Origin of the sequence: Rhodobacter capsulatus SB 1003 (assembly GCF_000021865.1) — a bacterium.
Lineage (GTDB): Bacteria > Pseudomonadota > Alphaproteobacteria > Rhodobacterales > Rhodobacteraceae > Rhodobacter > Rhodobacter capsulatus_B.
Window position 1 is genome coordinate 686,249 of record NC_014034.1, and the last position, 15,996, is coordinate 702,244.

Consider the following 15,996-nt stretch of genomic DNA (forward strand, 5'->3'; position numbering starts at 1 on the left):
TCAGGTTCCTTCCCGCAGGGTCCGGGCCGGATCGACCCGCTGTGCCGCCCAGGCCGACAGCGTCGCCGACACCAGCACCAGACCCAGGATCGCCAGGATGATCGCCCCGCCCTGCGCCGGGCTGATCCGGGCGATGCTGCCCTCGGCTTCCAGCCCCGCGCCGAACATCCGCGTGGCGATCCGGGCGGCCAGCGCATAAAGCAGGAAGGACACCGCGATCCCGATCAGCGCCGTCGCCAGCGCCTGCACCAGCGGCAGCAGCGCCAGCGCCCGGGCGGGCAGACCAAGCATCGCCAGCGCGGCCAGCGTGCCCCGCTTGCGCATCGCATCCGACCAGAAGCCGAACAGCAGCGCCGCCGCCAGCCCGCAGCAGGCCAGCGCCGTGGTCAGCCCCAGCGCCAGATCCAGATTGCGCCCCAGCCCGAGCAGCATCGCCACGTCACGGCTGCGCGCCGAGGTGGCCAGCCCCAGCGCCGTCTCGACCCGTTGCTGCAGCGGCCCCAGATCCTCCAGCCGGCGCGCATAGATCCGCACCCCCGCATAGGTCGCGACCCGGTCCGCCAGCGGCCGCCCCTCGGTGATACCGTGCTCGGGCAGGGCATAGGCGTCATAGAAGGCCTCGACCGTCTCCAGCGTGGCAAAGGGCGCAAGCACGCTGCGCCCCGCGCTCACCGTCTCGGGCAGCACCGCCCGCACCGTCATCGGCAGGCGCAGCTGCTTCGGGCGGGTCTCGGCCTGGGTCACCAGATCGACCGTGTCGCCGGTCGCGATCTGCATCTGCTGCGCCAGCCCCGCCGAGACCGCAACCTCGGCAGGGCCCAGCACCAGCCCCGGCGGCAGGTTCGGATCCCCCGCGCCCGAGGGGATCAGCAAGGCCTCGCGCAGCGAGACCCCGGGCCCGGCGTGATGCACGGTCACATAATCGAACTGGCTGCGGACCTTCGGGGTCACGAAGGCGACCTCGGGCCAGGCGCGCAGCGGCGCGATCCGGGCCTCGGTCAGCTCGGCATTGCCCTGGCTGTCGATCTGCAGGCTGGCGGGATCGGCCATCATCCGGCCGATCAGCGTGGAATAGACACCGTTCTTCACCCCGAACAGGATCAGGAGCGGCACCAGAACCCCCACCATCACCGCGACATTGCACAGCAAAAACAGCCGGTCGCGGAACAGGTCGCGCAGCGCCAGAGAGACGATCAGCATCGGACCTCCCGCGCTTCGGACCGCACCAGCCCCGGACGCAGCTCGCGGGCGACGAATTCCAGCCGCCGCGGGCCCAGCCCCTCGATCCGCGCCAGATCATGCGACGACAGCACCACCCCCGCGCCGTCCTCGCGCGCGGTGTCGAGCAGCAACCGCATCACCGCATCGGCCGCCGCGGGATCGAGCGCCGCCGTCGGCTCGTCGGCGATCACGAAGGCCGGGCGATGCGCCAGCGCCCGCGCGATCGAGACCCGCTGCCGCTGCCCGATCGACAGCGCCGAGGGCGGCAGATCGGCCAGCGCGTTCAGCCCGAGCCGGTCGAGCAGCGCCGCGACCCGGGCCGGATCGCGGCGCCCGCTGATCCTTTGCGTCAGCGCCACATTGGCCCGGACCGACAGGAACGGCACCAGCGCCCCCGCCTGCGGCACGAAGCCGAACAGCGCGCCGCGCATCCGCGCAAGCCCGGTGCCGCGCGCGCCAAAGCGCCACAGCCGCGCCAGATCGGTCCGCCGCCGGTCCGGCGCGGTCCAATGATATCCGGCCGGGGGCTCTGGCGCCCGCAGAAGGCTCAGCAGTTCCAGAAACAGGGTCTTGCCGGTGCCGCTGGCGCCGGTGACGCAAAGCACCTCGCCCGACACCAGCTCCAGCGCCGCGACGCGCAGCGTGAAGCTGCGCTCCCCCTTCGACAGGGTCGTCGCGAGCTGGTCGATCCCGAGCACGCCGCCTGTCCTCATCTCAGGGCAGGACGTCGAAGGGCATGGCAAAGACATATTCCCCGTCCGGCGCCCCCGGCTCCAGCGGCGTCCAGACCGTCGGATCCAGCAGCCATTTGCGATATTGCACGATCTTGCGGTGCAGCCCGTCGAGGATCTCGCGCCGCTGCACCGCGCTTTGCGCCCAGATCGTGCGGTCGATCGACAGAAGCTGGCTGCGATAGGGCAGATCCTCCAGAAATTCCAGCGCGCCGCCCAGCGATCCGGCCTCGGCATCGATCAGCCGGTCCGGGTTTTGGGCCATCCGCGCGATCACCGACTGGATCTGGTCGAAAAAGGCGTCGGTCTCCTCGGCGCTGCGGTTCTGCTCGCCTGCGGTGCCGATCTCGGTCAGCAACTCCGCCATCGTCGCCATCTCGTTCTTGCTGACCAGAAGCCGCGGTTCGACCGCCAGCCGACGCGGATCCTCGACGGCCTTTTCCGACATCCAGCCGCGCAGCACGTCGGGCGGCGCCACCCCGGGCTGCCCGCCCAGCCAGGCCAGCTGCATCGCCAGACCCAGTTCGGCGATCCGCGCATCGCCCCCCGCCTCGGGCGGCAGGGCGGGTTGCTGCCCCATCGCGGTGCGGATCGTGTCGGTCAGCGCCACCACCATGCGCTCGACCGTGGCGGCAAAGACCGCCTCGTCGCCATTTTCGATCGGATAGTAGAAATCCCGGCCGCCAAAGCCCGAGAGCTGGCGATAGGCCGCCTCGGCATAGCCGTGCTGCGCCGTGCCCCCGGCGGGGGTGCGCAGATGCAGCGTCAGCACCGCGATTCCATGCGCCTCGGCATCGGCGCGCAATTCCGCCGGGCCGATCTGCGAGCGGGCATCGGGGTCGTCCTGCGCATCGGGCCCGGCATCGGTGATCAGGATCACGTAGCGCCCCTCGAACGGATCGGCGCCGCCGCCGGTCCAGTCGATCGTGCCGACCGCATCCTCGACCCCGGCCATGCTGTCCTCGTTGAAGCCGGGGGTCGAGACCGTCGCCACCTCGGCCGCGGCATCGAGCGCCGCCAGCACCTCGGCCTGATCCGCCCGCCGCGCCAGCGGGGCCAGCGTGCGGGTGCGGTAGCCGATCCCGGCCGGATCGCTGGCGGGGTTGTCGCGAAAGCCGATCACCCCGAACTGCACCCGCGCGCCCAGATCGGTGGCACGCAGCGACTGCACGATCCGCGCCACCGCGGCGCGGGTGCTGTTGATATAGGGCCGCATCGAGCGGGTGGTGTCGATGACGAAGACCACCCCGGCATCAAAGGGCGAGGGCGGCGCGGCCGCGGGCGGCGATGGCGCCCGCTGCGGGATCGAGGCCAGTTCCAGCAGCAGGTCGGGTTCATAGGTCAAGGGATGCAGGATCTCCTCGAAGGAGAGGATCGGCATCAGATAAAGCTTTTCGCGGATGTTGATGAATTCGGCCGGTTCCACCGACACCACCTTTTGCGCCGGATCGACATGGCCGCTGTCGCTTTGCGCCACCAGATCGGCCAGCCGGGCGCGGACATCCTCGTCCTGCATCAGGGCTTCCAGCGTCGCGCGGTCTTCCAGCATCACCTGACGGCTGCGTCCGGCGGCATTGGTGAAGGCGGCGGTGATGTTCTGCTTCCACTCCACCACCGACCCGGCCCTGACCCAGCCGGTCGGCCCGGCCGAAGCCGAGGTGCCGACGCGCAGCCACTCCGCCTGGCGTTCATAGACGTAAAACGGGTGAAAGGCCGCCTCGGTCTTCAGAACCGCGCCGTCGGGGGCGGCAAGGACCTGCGTTCCGGGCCGGGTCAGCACCCGCTGGAACGTCGCCTGCTTGCCCTCCATCAGCAGCGGACGGGCCTGCAGCTCCGCCCCGGCCAATCCGAGGGCAAGCCCGAGCGCGATCAGCGCGGTCCTAGCGGCAAAAGTCATCAAGCGCCCCCCGTGACAAGGTATCTTCCGCCGCGCGCAGCCGCGCGCAGACCGCGGTCAACCGGCCCGCCGCCGCGGCCGAGCCCGCCGCCCGGGCCCGCGAATAGTAATCGGCCGCCTGGGCGGGGGCATCGGCAAAGCTCAGCCCCAGTTGCGTTTCCACCGTCGGATCGGTGACGGCGGCGTCGTAAAGCGTGCCGAACAGCAACAGCGCCTCGGCATCGCCCGCCTGCGCCGCGGTCTCGACGAAGATCAGCATCTGGTCGCGCCCCACCCGCTGGCCGCAGGCCCCGGCGGCGCGGGTGATCGCGGTGATGCCGCCCAGCGCGCCCAGCGCCTCGGGCGTGCAGGGATCGGCCTGCCCCGGCGTCGCGGCGGCCGGTTCCGGTGTCGGTGCAGGCGCCGGTTCCGGTGTCGGTCCGGGCGGCGTTTCCGGGGCTGGCGGGGGCTCCACCCCGGCCGAAAACGGCCATTGCTGCTGCAGGTATCGGGAATAACCAAGCCCGAGCAGCGCCGCCAAAACCACCAGCGCCAGCGCGAGCACCAGCCAGAGCCAGCGGCGGCGCCTCGGTTCGGGGGCCGCGATCCCGGCGCTGTCCTGCTCCGTCATCGGCGCGTCGGGCGGCAGCGGCGGCGGCGCGGTCACGCCCGCCTCGGCCTGCCGCAAGGCCGGTTCCGGCCCCTGTGCCGCGCCGGTCCTGCGCGCGACCTGCAGGCCGATGCGCTGCCGGGCCAGATCGAGCGGCTGGATGTCGTTCGGCCAGAACAGATGGCCCTCGACCGGGCCCGCGACGATCCTGACCTGGGTATAGCCCTCGATCTTGTTGACGATTTCCGGGCCGATGGCGATTTCGGCCGCGCCGTCGCGGCGCTGCACCCGGTAGGGGCCGAACAGGTGCCGCCCGGCCTGCCAGTTCGGCGCGCCAACGGAAATCCCCGCCGGGCCGTCCTGCGCCGAGGGCGCAAGCCAGCGTTCGGAATAGGTTTCGAACACCGAAACCGTCACCTCGTCGGGCAGCGCCGCGCCGTTTTCGACCCGAAGCAGCGCATGCCCGCCCGCGCCGTGGCCGGGATCGCGCTGAACCGTCAGCGTCATCGCCGCCCCTCCCGATGCATGCCCTCGAGGATGGCGCCAAGACGCAGGTTCTGTTCGATGTCGATGTCGCCGCCCAGCCCGTCGCGCGCATTCGCATCCATCACCGCATCCAGCGCGAAAGCCCAGTCCTCCCACATGTCGCTGGCGGTGGCGCGCGGCGTCGCGGGCAGCCCGGTCACATCATCCTGCCCGGGCCGCCGCGCAAAGGCGGGACGCGGCGGTCCGACCTCTGGCGTCACCGTCGGACGCGCCGTTTCGGGCAGCGCCGACATGCCCAGCGTGGCGACGAAATCATTGATCATTTCTGCCGTCAGCACCGCGGCCGTGGGCGCCAGCCGCTCCACCGTCAGGCCGAAATTCAGCTCCGAGAGCCGCTCCGCCATCCGCCCCGACAGCCCGGTCCGGCGCGCGGCATGGATCAGCTCCGCCACCAGATCGGCGATCGACTGCGGCCGCAGGCCATAGCCGGAGGCCCGCGCCGGATCGTCGCGAAAGGCCTTGATCCCCTCGATCCAGAGCAGGATCGACTGTTCCGCCTGAAATTCCTCCAGCGTCAGGGTGCGGACCTGCTCGCCGCCGCGTGCCGCCGCCTCCGGCGTGGCGGGCGCCGGGCCGCCGCCGGGCCGCGCCACCGTGGCGCCGCCCGGTCGCGCCGGGGCCGCCGGACGGACCGGCCCGGCCCCGGCCGAGCCGGTGCTGGCCGCCGCACTCACCGCAGAGCCGATGCGGATCGAGCTGGGCACGCGCACGATGTTTTCGGCGATCGCATCCTGATCGACGCCCAGCGCCGAGAGCACCGCGCCGAAGCGGTGCTGCTGCAGCGCCACCAGCAGATCATCCAGAATCGCGTTGCAGGACTTGCGCTTTTCCTCGATCCGGGTGTGCAGGTCGTCGGCGACGTGATGCGGCGCAAGTGTCTGCAGCAGATCCTCGACCACCCGTCCCAGCTGCTGCTCGATCTGGCGCAGCTTCTGATCGGGCTTGCACACCCGCGTCAGCGCCTCCACCAGATAGCGCACCCCCCCGTCATTGAGCGTCAGCGCCGCATCCCAGGCGCCTTCGGGATCGGCGAAATGGCGCCGCACCGCCGTGGCTTCCAGACAGCCCTGGCGCAGCTCGGCGATCCGCGCGGCCTTTTCCGGCCGGATCCGCAACTCGCGGCGGTCGTCGTCATAATCGATCAGCCCGTCGACGTAGAAATTCGGATTGCGCAGCCAGAAGCAGTTCTGAAACGGCCGGCCCGCGGCCCAGCTGTCCACCCAATTGTCGCTGCCATTCGAGAATTTTTCCAGCAGCGAGGCCTCCATGCGGCGCTGGAACCGCGAGGCCTCGCCCCCCGCGGCGGCATTGTCGCCCAGATGCTTGTCGAATTTCGTCAGCACGAAGAACAGGATGCAATCGACCAGCGCGCGCTGGTCGGGGCGGGCGCCATGGGTGCGCTCGATCCAGGTCGAGACCAGCCGCGGCAGATCCACCGTTTCCATGTTGCTGTCGGGCACGCACAGCAGCATCGAGGTGATTTCCTGATTTTCGACGTAGCGGTCGAACAGATAGGCGACCTTGCCGCGCAGCAGCAGCCCCGGCAGCGTCTCCGGGTCCTTCAGCGTGACCTCCAGCGCCTTGTTGAAGCGGTTGCGCGCGCCGGGAAAATCCAGCAGGTCGGTGGTGGCGAACAGCGGATGCGGCACGTCGCGCATCGGCAGCACCAGTTCCGCCGCCAGCGCGCAGATCCGCGCCCGCGGCAGCTTTGCGCGCAGCCCCGCGCCGGTCAGCACCTCGATCGTCTGCGCGCCCGTCGCCGGGCTCAGCACATCCGACAGCGTCTTGACGTCAAGGATCGAACTTTCGCGCGGCACCACCGCCTCCAGCCCGACATGGATCTCCTCGGGATGGCCGATCTGCGCCAGCGAGCCCGCCAGTTCCCGATAGAGCTGCGTCATCGGCGCATGACGGCCCCAGAACACCGACAGGAATTCGGCCCGGTCCTCGGGCGCGAGCAGCGGCGCCAGCGCCGCGGCCGGGTCGCGGAACGATTTCAGCGCCGCCGCATAGGAACTTTGGCGGGCGAAATTCGTCTCGATGTATTCCGCGATCTCGATCACGTCCTCGTCGCTCATGCCCGGCAGGGGCTGCGGCTGGCGGCGGGTCTGGAACGTGTCGAGATGGGCGGTCAGATCCGCGGGCTCGGGCGGCGGTTCCGACTTGTCGCCGTCCATGAAGAAGCTGTTGGCGATCACCCGCGCCAGATCGGCCTCGCTCAGCAGCGACAGCCGGATCGGAAAGCCCGCGGGCACCTCGGGGCGGGTGCAGGTGAACCGGGTCACAAGCCCGGTGCTTTCGCCTTCGCCTTCCGGGTTCAGCTCGCTGATGTAGTCAAGCCCGGTGGGGCCGAACTGCGCCACGAGGCGGCCATCGGCGGGCCGGGCCAGAACCGAGACCAGAAAGGACTTGCCCGCCTGCGAGGGGCCGAAGACGCTGACCGACATCGGCGTGCGGGCGGATTTGCCCAGCCGTTCGGCACGGCGCACCGCGCGGCGCAGGGTGCGCGTCATCGAGCCCTTCTCGGCGCCGACCCGGTCGGCGTTGCTCTGGACGTCAAGCCATCCCAGCGCCGCACGGCCGAGACCGGCAAGGGTGATGCAACGCTCCGAAATGCTGTCACTGCTCATCTTCTGGCCTTAAAACTTGAACACGCCGGTATCGATCCAGTAGTCATCGGCCGCGCCGAGGGTGTGCAGCTTCAGCACGACCTGATCGCGGCGCACGGTCTGCCCGTCGCCATCCTCGATCTCGCTCACCTCGAAAGCCTCGCGCGCGGCCTCGCGGCGCAGCGCGGTATCGGGGCGGGTGTCGTCGGGATCGGCGTCGAATTCCGCCCGTTCCAGCGTGACGACCAGCGGCGGCTTGTGACGCTGCGCCGCCGCATTGGCCAGATCGAGCCGGTAAAGCGGCGTCGTGGTCCAGCGCGGCAGCGGCAGTTGGCGGAACCCCAGATAGATCGGGGTGAACATCCGCAGCCGGGCGCTGCCGCCGGTGTCGCGGCCCTGCGGATCAAGCTCGGTGCCGCCAAACAGCACCCGGTCGTCGGGGATCTGCCCCGAGGCGTCCATCTCGCCGATGAAGACCGCGGTCGAGCGCATCTTGAAGGCGGCGGTGGCGACCTTGAAATTCGGGATCCGCGATTCCGACAGCGCGATCAGCATGCCGCCCACCGCCACCGTCGATTTCGGATCGCCGATCCGCTGCGAGACCGGATCGCGGAACGGATACCAGCGCCCGGTGCGATAGTCGTTCATCAGGATCAGCCGATGCGGCGGCACCACCAGCATTTCCTCGAAGATCGTGCGCAGGGCGGGCAGCCGCGACGGCCGCCCGGTCATCAGCACGATATCCACCCCCAGATGGTCGATCACCTCGGCCAGGTTGCCCAGCGCTTTCTGAAAGGTCTCGCGGGTGATCGCATCGACCTTCTGGCGGTCGCAGTGCAGCACCGTGCCCGCCAGCCGGAACGTCTCCGCCCCCGAGGCCCGGGCCGGGGTCTCGAGATAGTCGATCAGCGCCGCGGGCAGGCCGCGGGGGCTGTCGTCGGCTGCGCTGTCCTCCTCGGGGCGGGGGGTCAGGCCCAGCACCGCGTCCAGCGCGATCGTCATCGTGTCGAACTCGCCCGCCCGTTCGCAGGCGCCGATCAGCTCCAGCGCCAGCGGCTGCAGCACCCGCAGCCCGAACTGGCGCCGCTTTTGCGCCAGCTGCTGGTCCTGGCCGCCGATGTCGCCCGCGAACAGCTCGCGCATCAGGTTCGGCGCGCTTTTGCCCCCCGCGGCGGTGATGGCGTTTTGCAGCTCGGGCAGGATGATCGAGGCGATCACCCGCTCGACCAGATCGTCGCCCGCGACGCGGAACCCCTCGCGGAATGTCTGTTCGGGCACCAGCATGCGGTTTTCACGGCAGAAATAGGTCGTCACCATCATGTCGGTGGTGCCGCCGCCAACATCGATGCAGGCCAGCCGCAGCGAGGGCTCGGGCGGGCGGCCCTTCGCCTGCACCCGCTCGCGTCCCTTCAGCCGCAGGAACCGCTCGATATGGCCGTCGAATTTCTGCGTGATCTCGGAGTAGAGATAGACCAGCTGGGTGCAGCTCGCCTCGTCCCATTCCTCGGAGACCTCGGGCTTGCGCGACACCGAGCTTTCCGCCCCGGTCAGGCCCAGCATCGACCAGATCAGATCGACCGCCCCCTTGGCGCGCGAGCGCATGATCGCCTGTTCCTGGATCGAGGTGGCGGTGGGCAGGGTCAGGATGATCCGGCTCAGCCGCCGCGGCAGGTCCGATTGCGGCCTGCGCGCCCGGCCCGCGGGGGCGTTCACCTGCACCAGCGCATGGGCGATGATCTCGCTCAGCATGAAGCCGAACAGCGACGAGCGGGAAAACCGTGGCCGCCCGGCCGGATCGGTCGAGGTCCGCCCGGGACGGCGCAGCTTGCTGCGTTCCTCCAGCTTGACCTGGGCGATCACGTCGCCCGCGGCATTGAGAAACCGCATCGCCGAGCGCGCCGCCCGCGGCAGGTTGTTCGGGTCGGAATGGTTGTGAAAGCGCCAGTCCTGCAGCACCGCGCTTTCGTCCCACAGATAGCGCTTCGGGCTCGACAGGCCCGAGGCGACCTCGGTGCCCTCGTCCCCGGCCACCAGCCGCAGCGCCTCGGCGCCGATCCGCACCGGCGAGGGCCAGATGAACCCGCCGGCGCGATGCGCCCGGCGCAGCTTGGTTTCCTCGATCATGCAGAATTCGGAAAACTCGACCCGGCTTTCGAACAGGCCCGCGCCGCTCAGCTCCGGCCGCGACAGGTCGCGGATTTCCAGCGGGTAAGAGCGTGCCGGATCCAGCCGGGCCTCGCCGGGGATATGTTCGATCAGGATGCCGCAGGTGCGCGAATTGCCGATGTCGAGCACCAGATCGACATCGATCGGCGTCACCGCATCATATTCGCCGATCGTGTTGCACAGCCGCAGCAGCGGAAACCGGATCGCGGTATCGAGCAGACGCAGATAGGCCAGATAGCGCGCCCAATGTTCCAGCCGGTGCGGCAGGTTTTCCGCGGTGATCCGGCGGCCGGGGCGTTCGGCGCGCTTGTAGGCCAGAAACAGCTCGTCGAGCAGATCCGACACCCAGCCCTGCGGATCGACCTGCTGGCCCGCGGCGTCGGTCTCGACCCGGCGCAGGAACCAGTCCATCCGCGCCGGATCGGACACGAAGCGGAACTCCCGGCTGTTGAGCGCGTCGCTGCGGTCGGGGGCGGGATAGGAGGCGCCGTCCTTTTCCGCGCCAAGCGCGGTGTCAAGCGCCAGCTGCACCCGGTGCGTATGCCCGGTTTCGGGGTCGGGCACCGGCAGGCGGACCGTGCGCAGCAGCGCCCAGGCGGTCGGACCGGGGTCGTAAAGCTCTTCGCCGCCCTCGCCATAGACGCTCTTGCGCCGCAGCACCGGCACCGGCAGCCATCTTTCCAGGAACGGATCCATCGCCGCCACCGGGCTGACGGAATATTCGTCGTCATCCGCCCGCGCCCCACGCAAAAGCGGCGCATCCAGTTCCTCGTCGCCCGAAAGCGGGATCAGCACCCGCTCCTCCAGACCCGCGGCGATGTCGGGCCGTTCCATCACCCGCTCGATGAAGCGCATCCCGCGCATCTCGATGTCGGACTGGCGAAAGCCGAAATCCAGGATCTGCAGCCCGGACCAGGGCACGAGGGTGACCTCGTCGCGCCATTCCGGGACCTTGGCGAGCGGATTTTGACGGTTCAGGCTGCTCATCTGGAAATCTCGAACTCCGTGCTCCACCGTTTTTCCCGGCCGCGGAAGGTGCCTTCGCGACGCTGCTCGGGCGTTCCCGCCCGGCGCAGCACCACCCCGAAGGACAGATCGCCCCGGGGGGGCACGTCTGTCAGCCGCGCGACCTGAACCCGGTAGCGTCCCGGAACGGGGGTGTTGAAATGAATGTTCTCGACCGGGTCCTCGACCGCGATCAGGGCGGGATAATTCGCATCGACATCCAGCAGCCCGCCACAATCGTTGGGCCTGCGCTGCAGGTCCGCGATCTGCCCCGAGGGGCAGCTGACCCGAAGATCGACATCGTCCCTGCCGCTCCAGACCAGCGAGATCGTCATCGCGCCCGCCGCGGCCCCGCGCGCCTGCAGCCGCCGGTCCAGATCGGCGATCTCGCTCTCCGGGGCTGCCGGGGCCTCGGCGCGTTTGCGGGCGTTCAGGCACATCCGTTCGGACAGGGCAAGCCGGTCGGTCAGCTGCGCGATCTCGGCACGCAGGGCCTCGGCTTGCAGCGCGGGCGCCGTCGCCGCGGCAGGCGCCGGGCAAAAGCCAAGGAAGCCCGGGCGCAGACCGCAGGGCGCGATCAGCAGCCAAAGCACCGCCGCGATCAGCGCCGCCACGAGCAGCCAGCCCAGAAGCACAAGCCAATGCCCCCAGGGGCGCGGCGTTTCGGGCGGCGGCGGTGCGGCCAGCCAGTGGGTTTCGGCCGCGGGAAAGGCGGGGGCGGGCAGGGCGGTGGCCGCCATGGCCGCCGCCGCCGCGGGGGGGCGACGGTTCGGCGCCAGCACCGAAAGCGCCCCGCGCGCGGCGCGCGTGGTATCAAGCAGGCGGCCCCAGTTCACCAGGATCGGGCGCAGACTGCCATCATCCTGACGCAGCGCCCAGATCGCGTCCTGATCCGGAACTTCGATCGCATTGCGCAGCGCCTCGGCCAGCCAGTAATTGTCGGCGCTGCTCTGCGCCCCGGTCGGCGGCCCGGCCTGCGCCCCGTTCTGGGCGCTGATCTGATCGGCCAGCGCCAGGATCCGGCCGTGGATCGCCGCCAGCCGGGCGCGGATCTCCTCGGCCTCCGGCCCGGAGAGCGCGGCCAGCGGCACCGGCCTGCCGGAACAGCCCGGCGGCACATACCATTCGATCCGCGCCCCGCCATGGGTCGAGACCGGCTCGGCGAAGATCGCGGCATGATCGCGGTCGAGGCGGTCGCAGAGCGTGCCGGTGATCAGCTCCCAGGAGCGCTGGGCGGCAGAGCCGAGCGCCTGCAGGCCTTCCGAGGAGGTGGTGGTGATCAACCCGTCCGACATCCGCCGCTCACTCCCCGCCCGGGCCGGGCGTTGCCGGGACCGTGCCGTCCGGGGCTCCGGCCGGTGCCCCGGGTGCGGGCGCGGCGGGGGCGGGGGCCGGGGCGGGGGTCGGGGCGGGCGTCGCCGAAGCGGGCGCCACCGTCGGTTGGCAGCTGGCGCGGTCCGGCGTCACGGCGGCGGGGGTTCCGGCCAGAAACTCGGCCAGACCCGCGGCCGAAAGCGCGAAATTCAGCGTGCGCAGCGGGCCTTGCCGGACGAAGGTGTTCACCCCGAGAACCCGGCCGCAGAAATCCACCAAGGGCCCGCCGGAATTGCCCTGCGCCAGCGGCGCCGAATGCAGCAGCGTCTCGGTCGCGCCCTGCAGCGGCTGTTCCGCATTCACCGTGCCATCGACGACGACGAGCCCGGGCATCGCCGCGCCATCGCCGCGCAGCAGCGCCTCATAGGCGGCGTCGGTCTCCATCACATCGCCCGGGAAGCCCGCGGCCACGACGTGATTGAGCTTGAGCGAGGCGGCCGGATCGGCCAGCGGCAGCGCGGGCAGCGCGGTCGAACCGATCTTCAGCAGCGCGAAATCGGCCCCCACGGCCTCCAGCGGACCGGCGGTCTTGAGCACCTGCGCCGGTTGCGGCTGCCCCAGCAGCTTGTTCACCACGAAGGCGCCCTCGGGCCCGAGATCCTCGATCACATGCTGGTTGGTGACGATCAGCCCCGGCCCGACGGCAAAGCCCGACCCGGTCGAGACGCCCTGCGCCCCGGGGGCGATCACCAGCACGGTGGCCGCCTCGATCCGCGCCAGCAGAGTGTCGGTTTCCGCGGGGGCGCCGGGGGCGGCGGGCAGCAGCGCGCGCTCGGGCGCGGGGGCGACCGGGGAATCGGGCGCCACCTGCCCCTGTTCGGGCGCCGCGCCGGGCGCCGGAAGCGACAGGCCCTCGGGCGTGCGGTTCCCGGGCAGCACCAGAACGCCATCCTCGCGGCATTGCGCCCCCGCAAGCGCCTGCCGCAGCGCATCGCGGCGGTCGCGCAGCGCGCCCAGTTCGGTTTCCTGCGCCGCCGAGACATCGGCATCGCGGACCACGCTTTGCGGCGGGAACACCCGGGTTCCGGGCAGCAACAGCCAGATCAGCACGAGGCAGAGCAGAACCAGCAGGATCGGCAGCGGCAGCCAGGCCGCCAGCGGCAGCACCGGGCGCGTCGCGGCGGGCGGCAGCCCCGCCGACATGGCCGGACCCGGCTGCGCGGCATCGGGGATCGGCGGCGGCACCGTCGCGGGCCCCGGCGCCGCCGCGGCAGGCCCGGCCGCCGCGGCATCGCCGCGCATGAACCCGGCCAGCGCGGGCGCCCCGCCGCGCGGGCGGACGCCCCAGTTCACCAGCACCGGAACGCCGTTGATCGCCCGCACGTCGGCCGCCTGCGACAGCGAAAGCGCCGCCCGCACCAGCGCCGCCAGATCCGGCGTCAGCCCCGGATCGGTGGCCAGCGCCTCGATCTTCGGCAAGAGCCGCAGCAGCCGATCCTCGACCGCGCGGCGCAGCGCCGGGTCCAGATCGGCCAGCGGCCGGGCCTCGCCCGCATGCACCGAATGCCAGGCGACGTTCAGCGCCGCACCCGCCGCGCCGCGGCTGACGAAGGGCTCGGCGAAGAGCTCCGCCGCCTCCGCGCCCAGCCGGGCGGTGAGCAGCTCGTGCAGCGCGGCATGGCGTTCCAGCACCGGCTGCCCGGCGACGGAAAGGCAGTCCTCGGCTTGCAGCGACGACCGGAAAAGGAAATGCTCGGCCATTACGGCGCCTCCTGCGTTCTGCGCATGATCACCTCTGAGCTGCTGCCGCTTTCGGGTTGGAACGAGGAACAGCTGGCCCGCTCGGCGCCATCGACCCGACAGGTCACCCGGCGCTGCAGGATTTCCATGTCGTTCGAACAGGGCAGATTGGCGGCCTCCTCGATCACCAGCGCCTGCCCCGGGACGAAGCTGCCGCTGACCGGCCCCTCGCAGCGGATGCCGTTCGAGCCCCGCATCGTCTCGGTGCCATTGCCCCCGGCGTCAAAGCACACTGTCCATTCCGAAAATTCGGTGATCTCGCCGGTGGCGCGGTTTTGCGTGCGATAGGGGCTGTCAAGCGCCCAGCAGCCCTGCAGATCGCCCAGATCGGCCTTGTCGATCATGTCCTTGTCCAGCACCGGCGGCGGGTCGGGCTCCGGTTCCGGCGCCGGTTCCGGCAGCGGCTCGGGGGCGGGCAGGGGCGCTGCGACGGGCGCGGGACAGTCAAGCCCCGCAAGCCGGGCCTCGAGGCTGCGGATCTCGGCGCGCAGCGCCGCGCTTGCGACGCGGTCCTCGGCCAGCGGATCTTGCAGGATCGTGCCCGGACAGCTGCCAAGCCGCAGGCTGCCGAAGGGCAGCGCGACCTCGCAGGAGGGAAGCAGCAGCGCCGCCGTTGCGGCCGAGACCGCAAGAAGGGCCGCGCCCCCTACCCAGATCGAGACGATACGCATCGACACGGAACACCCCGCTGCGCCGACGCAAGCGCCGGCATGCCGCCTGTTGCCACTCAGTTGGCGGTGATCGCCTTCGACAGGATCGCCGTGCGTTCCGCCGTCTGGTTCGGCAGAACCGCCGGGGCGGCGCCACTTGTCACGGCGTCCAGCGCAAACCGGATCCAGGCGCGGGAGGCCTCGGGATTGGCGGTGAAGCCGAAGCCCTCGCGCAGGTGATGGCCCAGCAGCTCGGCATAGGGTTTCATCTCCGCCGCCGCGAGCGTGGCCAGCGCCACATTCGCCATCGCCGCATCATCGGTGCGATAGCCCTCGGCGAGGCAGACCCGGCCCGAGACCTGGGTCGCGCTCAGCGTCTTGCCGGAGGCGTCGATCACCTTGCGGATGTCGGCCAGTGTCGCCTCGGGCGGGCGGGCGGCGGGATCGGCCAGCTTCGCCGAAAGCGCGGTCTTCATCTGGCCGCAAAGCGAGGTGATCAGCGCCTGCGTCGCCCCGACATCCTTGGCGACCTTTTCGCCATCGGCGGTGGCGAAGGTGCGGGCGAGGCAGAATTGCTCGTCCAGCGCAAGGCCGGGGTTCGGCATCTGCTCGGCCGTGGCCATGCCGCCATTGCTGGTGGTCAGGACATTGGTCTGGTTGCACAGGTTGTTCATCGAGGCCGCGGGCGGCGACAGATCGCCGAAATCCGGGATCGAATCCTGCGCGGTGATCGCGGCGGCGGCGGCGGCCGGAGCGGCCACCGGCGGCACCGGAGCGGGCGCGGGCGTTGCGGGCAGCTGCGGCTGGGCATAGGGCGTCGCGGGGGCCTGCGGATAGGGCGGCATCGGCGTCGGATAGGGGGCGGCGGGGGCCATCGGCGTGCGCTGATACATCGCCGGAAGGCCGCGCCGCCCATAGGGATTGGCCGCGGCCAGCTGCGCCGCCTCGGCGGGGTTGAGCCGTTCGCGCGCCATCGCATCTTGCAGCAGGGCGCGCTGATCGGCGGTGATCACCCCGTCCTGCATCCGCCCGAGCGTGCCCTGAAAGGCCGCGATCGCCGCACGGGTGCGCTTGCCGGGGGAACCATCGACCGGACCGGCGTCGAAGCCGAAATTGTTCAGCGCCTGCTGCATGTCCTTGTCCGCCTGAACCTCGGCGGCGGGGCGCGCGGGGGCCGCCTTGCGCGGGGTGCGGTGCTGGCGCGGCGGAGGATTGTTCTGCGCGGCGCCCGCGATCATGGCGCCGATCACCAGACCGGCAAGGCCCGCCCCGAGATCGTCGGCGGCCGAGGCCTGCGGCGCAAGCGCCAGAGAAACTGCCAGGCCGACATTCAAGAACGATTGTCTCTTCATTCTTTCCTCGCCGAAATCGTGTGGTTGCAACCGGATATTAATCCCGGTCGCAGGTCATTCATTTTTCGAAAACGCACGCCAAAACTGGCGTTTTACAAAAGATATACAGGCAAAGG

The 15,996-nt window shown here is 70.7% G+C and carries 10 protein-coding genes; all 10 read right to left on the reverse strand.

Annotation, left to right across the window (positions count from 1 at the left end; genetic code table 11):
• The 10 genes from RCAP_RS03175 to RCAP_RS03220 are packed head-to-tail and all read right to left on the reverse strand — an operon-like array spanning position 1 to position 15,880.
• Positions 1-1,200 (reverse strand): ABC transporter permease family protein, encoded by a 1,200-nt coding sequence (locus RCAP_RS03175; protein WP_013066377.1) that lies wholly within the window; start codon positions 1,198-1,200, stop codon positions 1-3.
• Positions 1,194-1,934: an ATP-binding cassette domain-containing protein gene (locus RCAP_RS03180; RefSeq protein WP_023910978.1), complete on the reverse strand. Its 741-nt coding sequence runs from the start codon at positions 1,932-1,934 to the stop codon at positions 1,194-1,196. Before RCAP_RS03180 ends, RCAP_RS03175 begins: the two co-directional genes overlap by 7 nt.
• A gap of 1 nt (position 1,935) precedes the next feature.
• Positions 1,936-3,849, reverse strand: coding sequence for a vWA domain-containing protein (locus RCAP_RS03185; RefSeq protein WP_013066379.1), 1,914 nt, complete (start codon positions 3,847-3,849; stop codon positions 1,936-1,938).
• Positions 3,833-4,945: a hypothetical protein gene (locus RCAP_RS03190; RefSeq protein ID WP_013066380.1), complete on the reverse strand. Its 1,113-nt coding sequence runs from the start codon at positions 4,943-4,945 to the stop codon at positions 3,833-3,835. The genes RCAP_RS03185 and RCAP_RS03190 overlap by 17 nt, the downstream gene beginning before the upstream one ends.
• Positions 4,942-7,614, reverse strand: a complete 2,673-nt coding sequence (locus tag RCAP_RS03195; RefSeq protein WP_013066381.1) for a putative virulence factor — start codon at positions 7,612-7,614, stop codon at positions 4,942-4,944. The genes RCAP_RS03190 and RCAP_RS03195 overlap by 4 nt, the downstream gene beginning before the upstream one ends.
• A 9-nt stretch (positions 7,615-7,623) precedes the next feature.
• Complete coding sequence (locus tag RCAP_RS03200) at positions 7,624-10,746, reverse strand: virulence factor SrfB (RefSeq protein ID WP_013066382.1); 3,123 nt, start codon at positions 10,744-10,746, stop codon at positions 7,624-7,626.
• Positions 10,743-12,059, reverse strand: coding sequence for a hypothetical protein (locus RCAP_RS03205; RefSeq protein ID WP_013066383.1), 1,317 nt, complete (start codon positions 12,057-12,059; stop codon positions 10,743-10,745). The genes RCAP_RS03200 and RCAP_RS03205 overlap by 4 nt, the downstream gene beginning before the upstream one ends.
• A 7-nt stretch (positions 12,060-12,066) precedes the next feature.
• On the reverse strand, positions 12,067-13,839 hold the full coding sequence (locus tag RCAP_RS03210; protein WP_013066384.1) for a trypsin-like peptidase domain-containing protein: 1,773 nt from the start codon (positions 13,837-13,839) through the stop codon (positions 12,067-12,069).
• Positions 13,839-14,555, reverse strand: a complete 717-nt coding sequence (locus tag RCAP_RS19500) for a hypothetical protein (protein ID WP_157834356.1) — start codon at positions 14,553-14,555, stop codon at positions 13,839-13,841. Before RCAP_RS19500 ends, RCAP_RS03210 begins: the two co-directional genes overlap by 1 nt.
• Before the next feature lie 50 nt (positions 14,556-14,605).
• On the reverse strand, positions 14,606-15,880 hold the full coding sequence (locus RCAP_RS03220) for a peptidoglycan-binding domain-containing protein (RefSeq protein ID WP_013066386.1): 1,275 nt from the start codon (positions 15,878-15,880) through the stop codon (positions 14,606-14,608).
• Between the last annotated feature and the right edge of the window lie 116 nt (positions 15,881-15,996).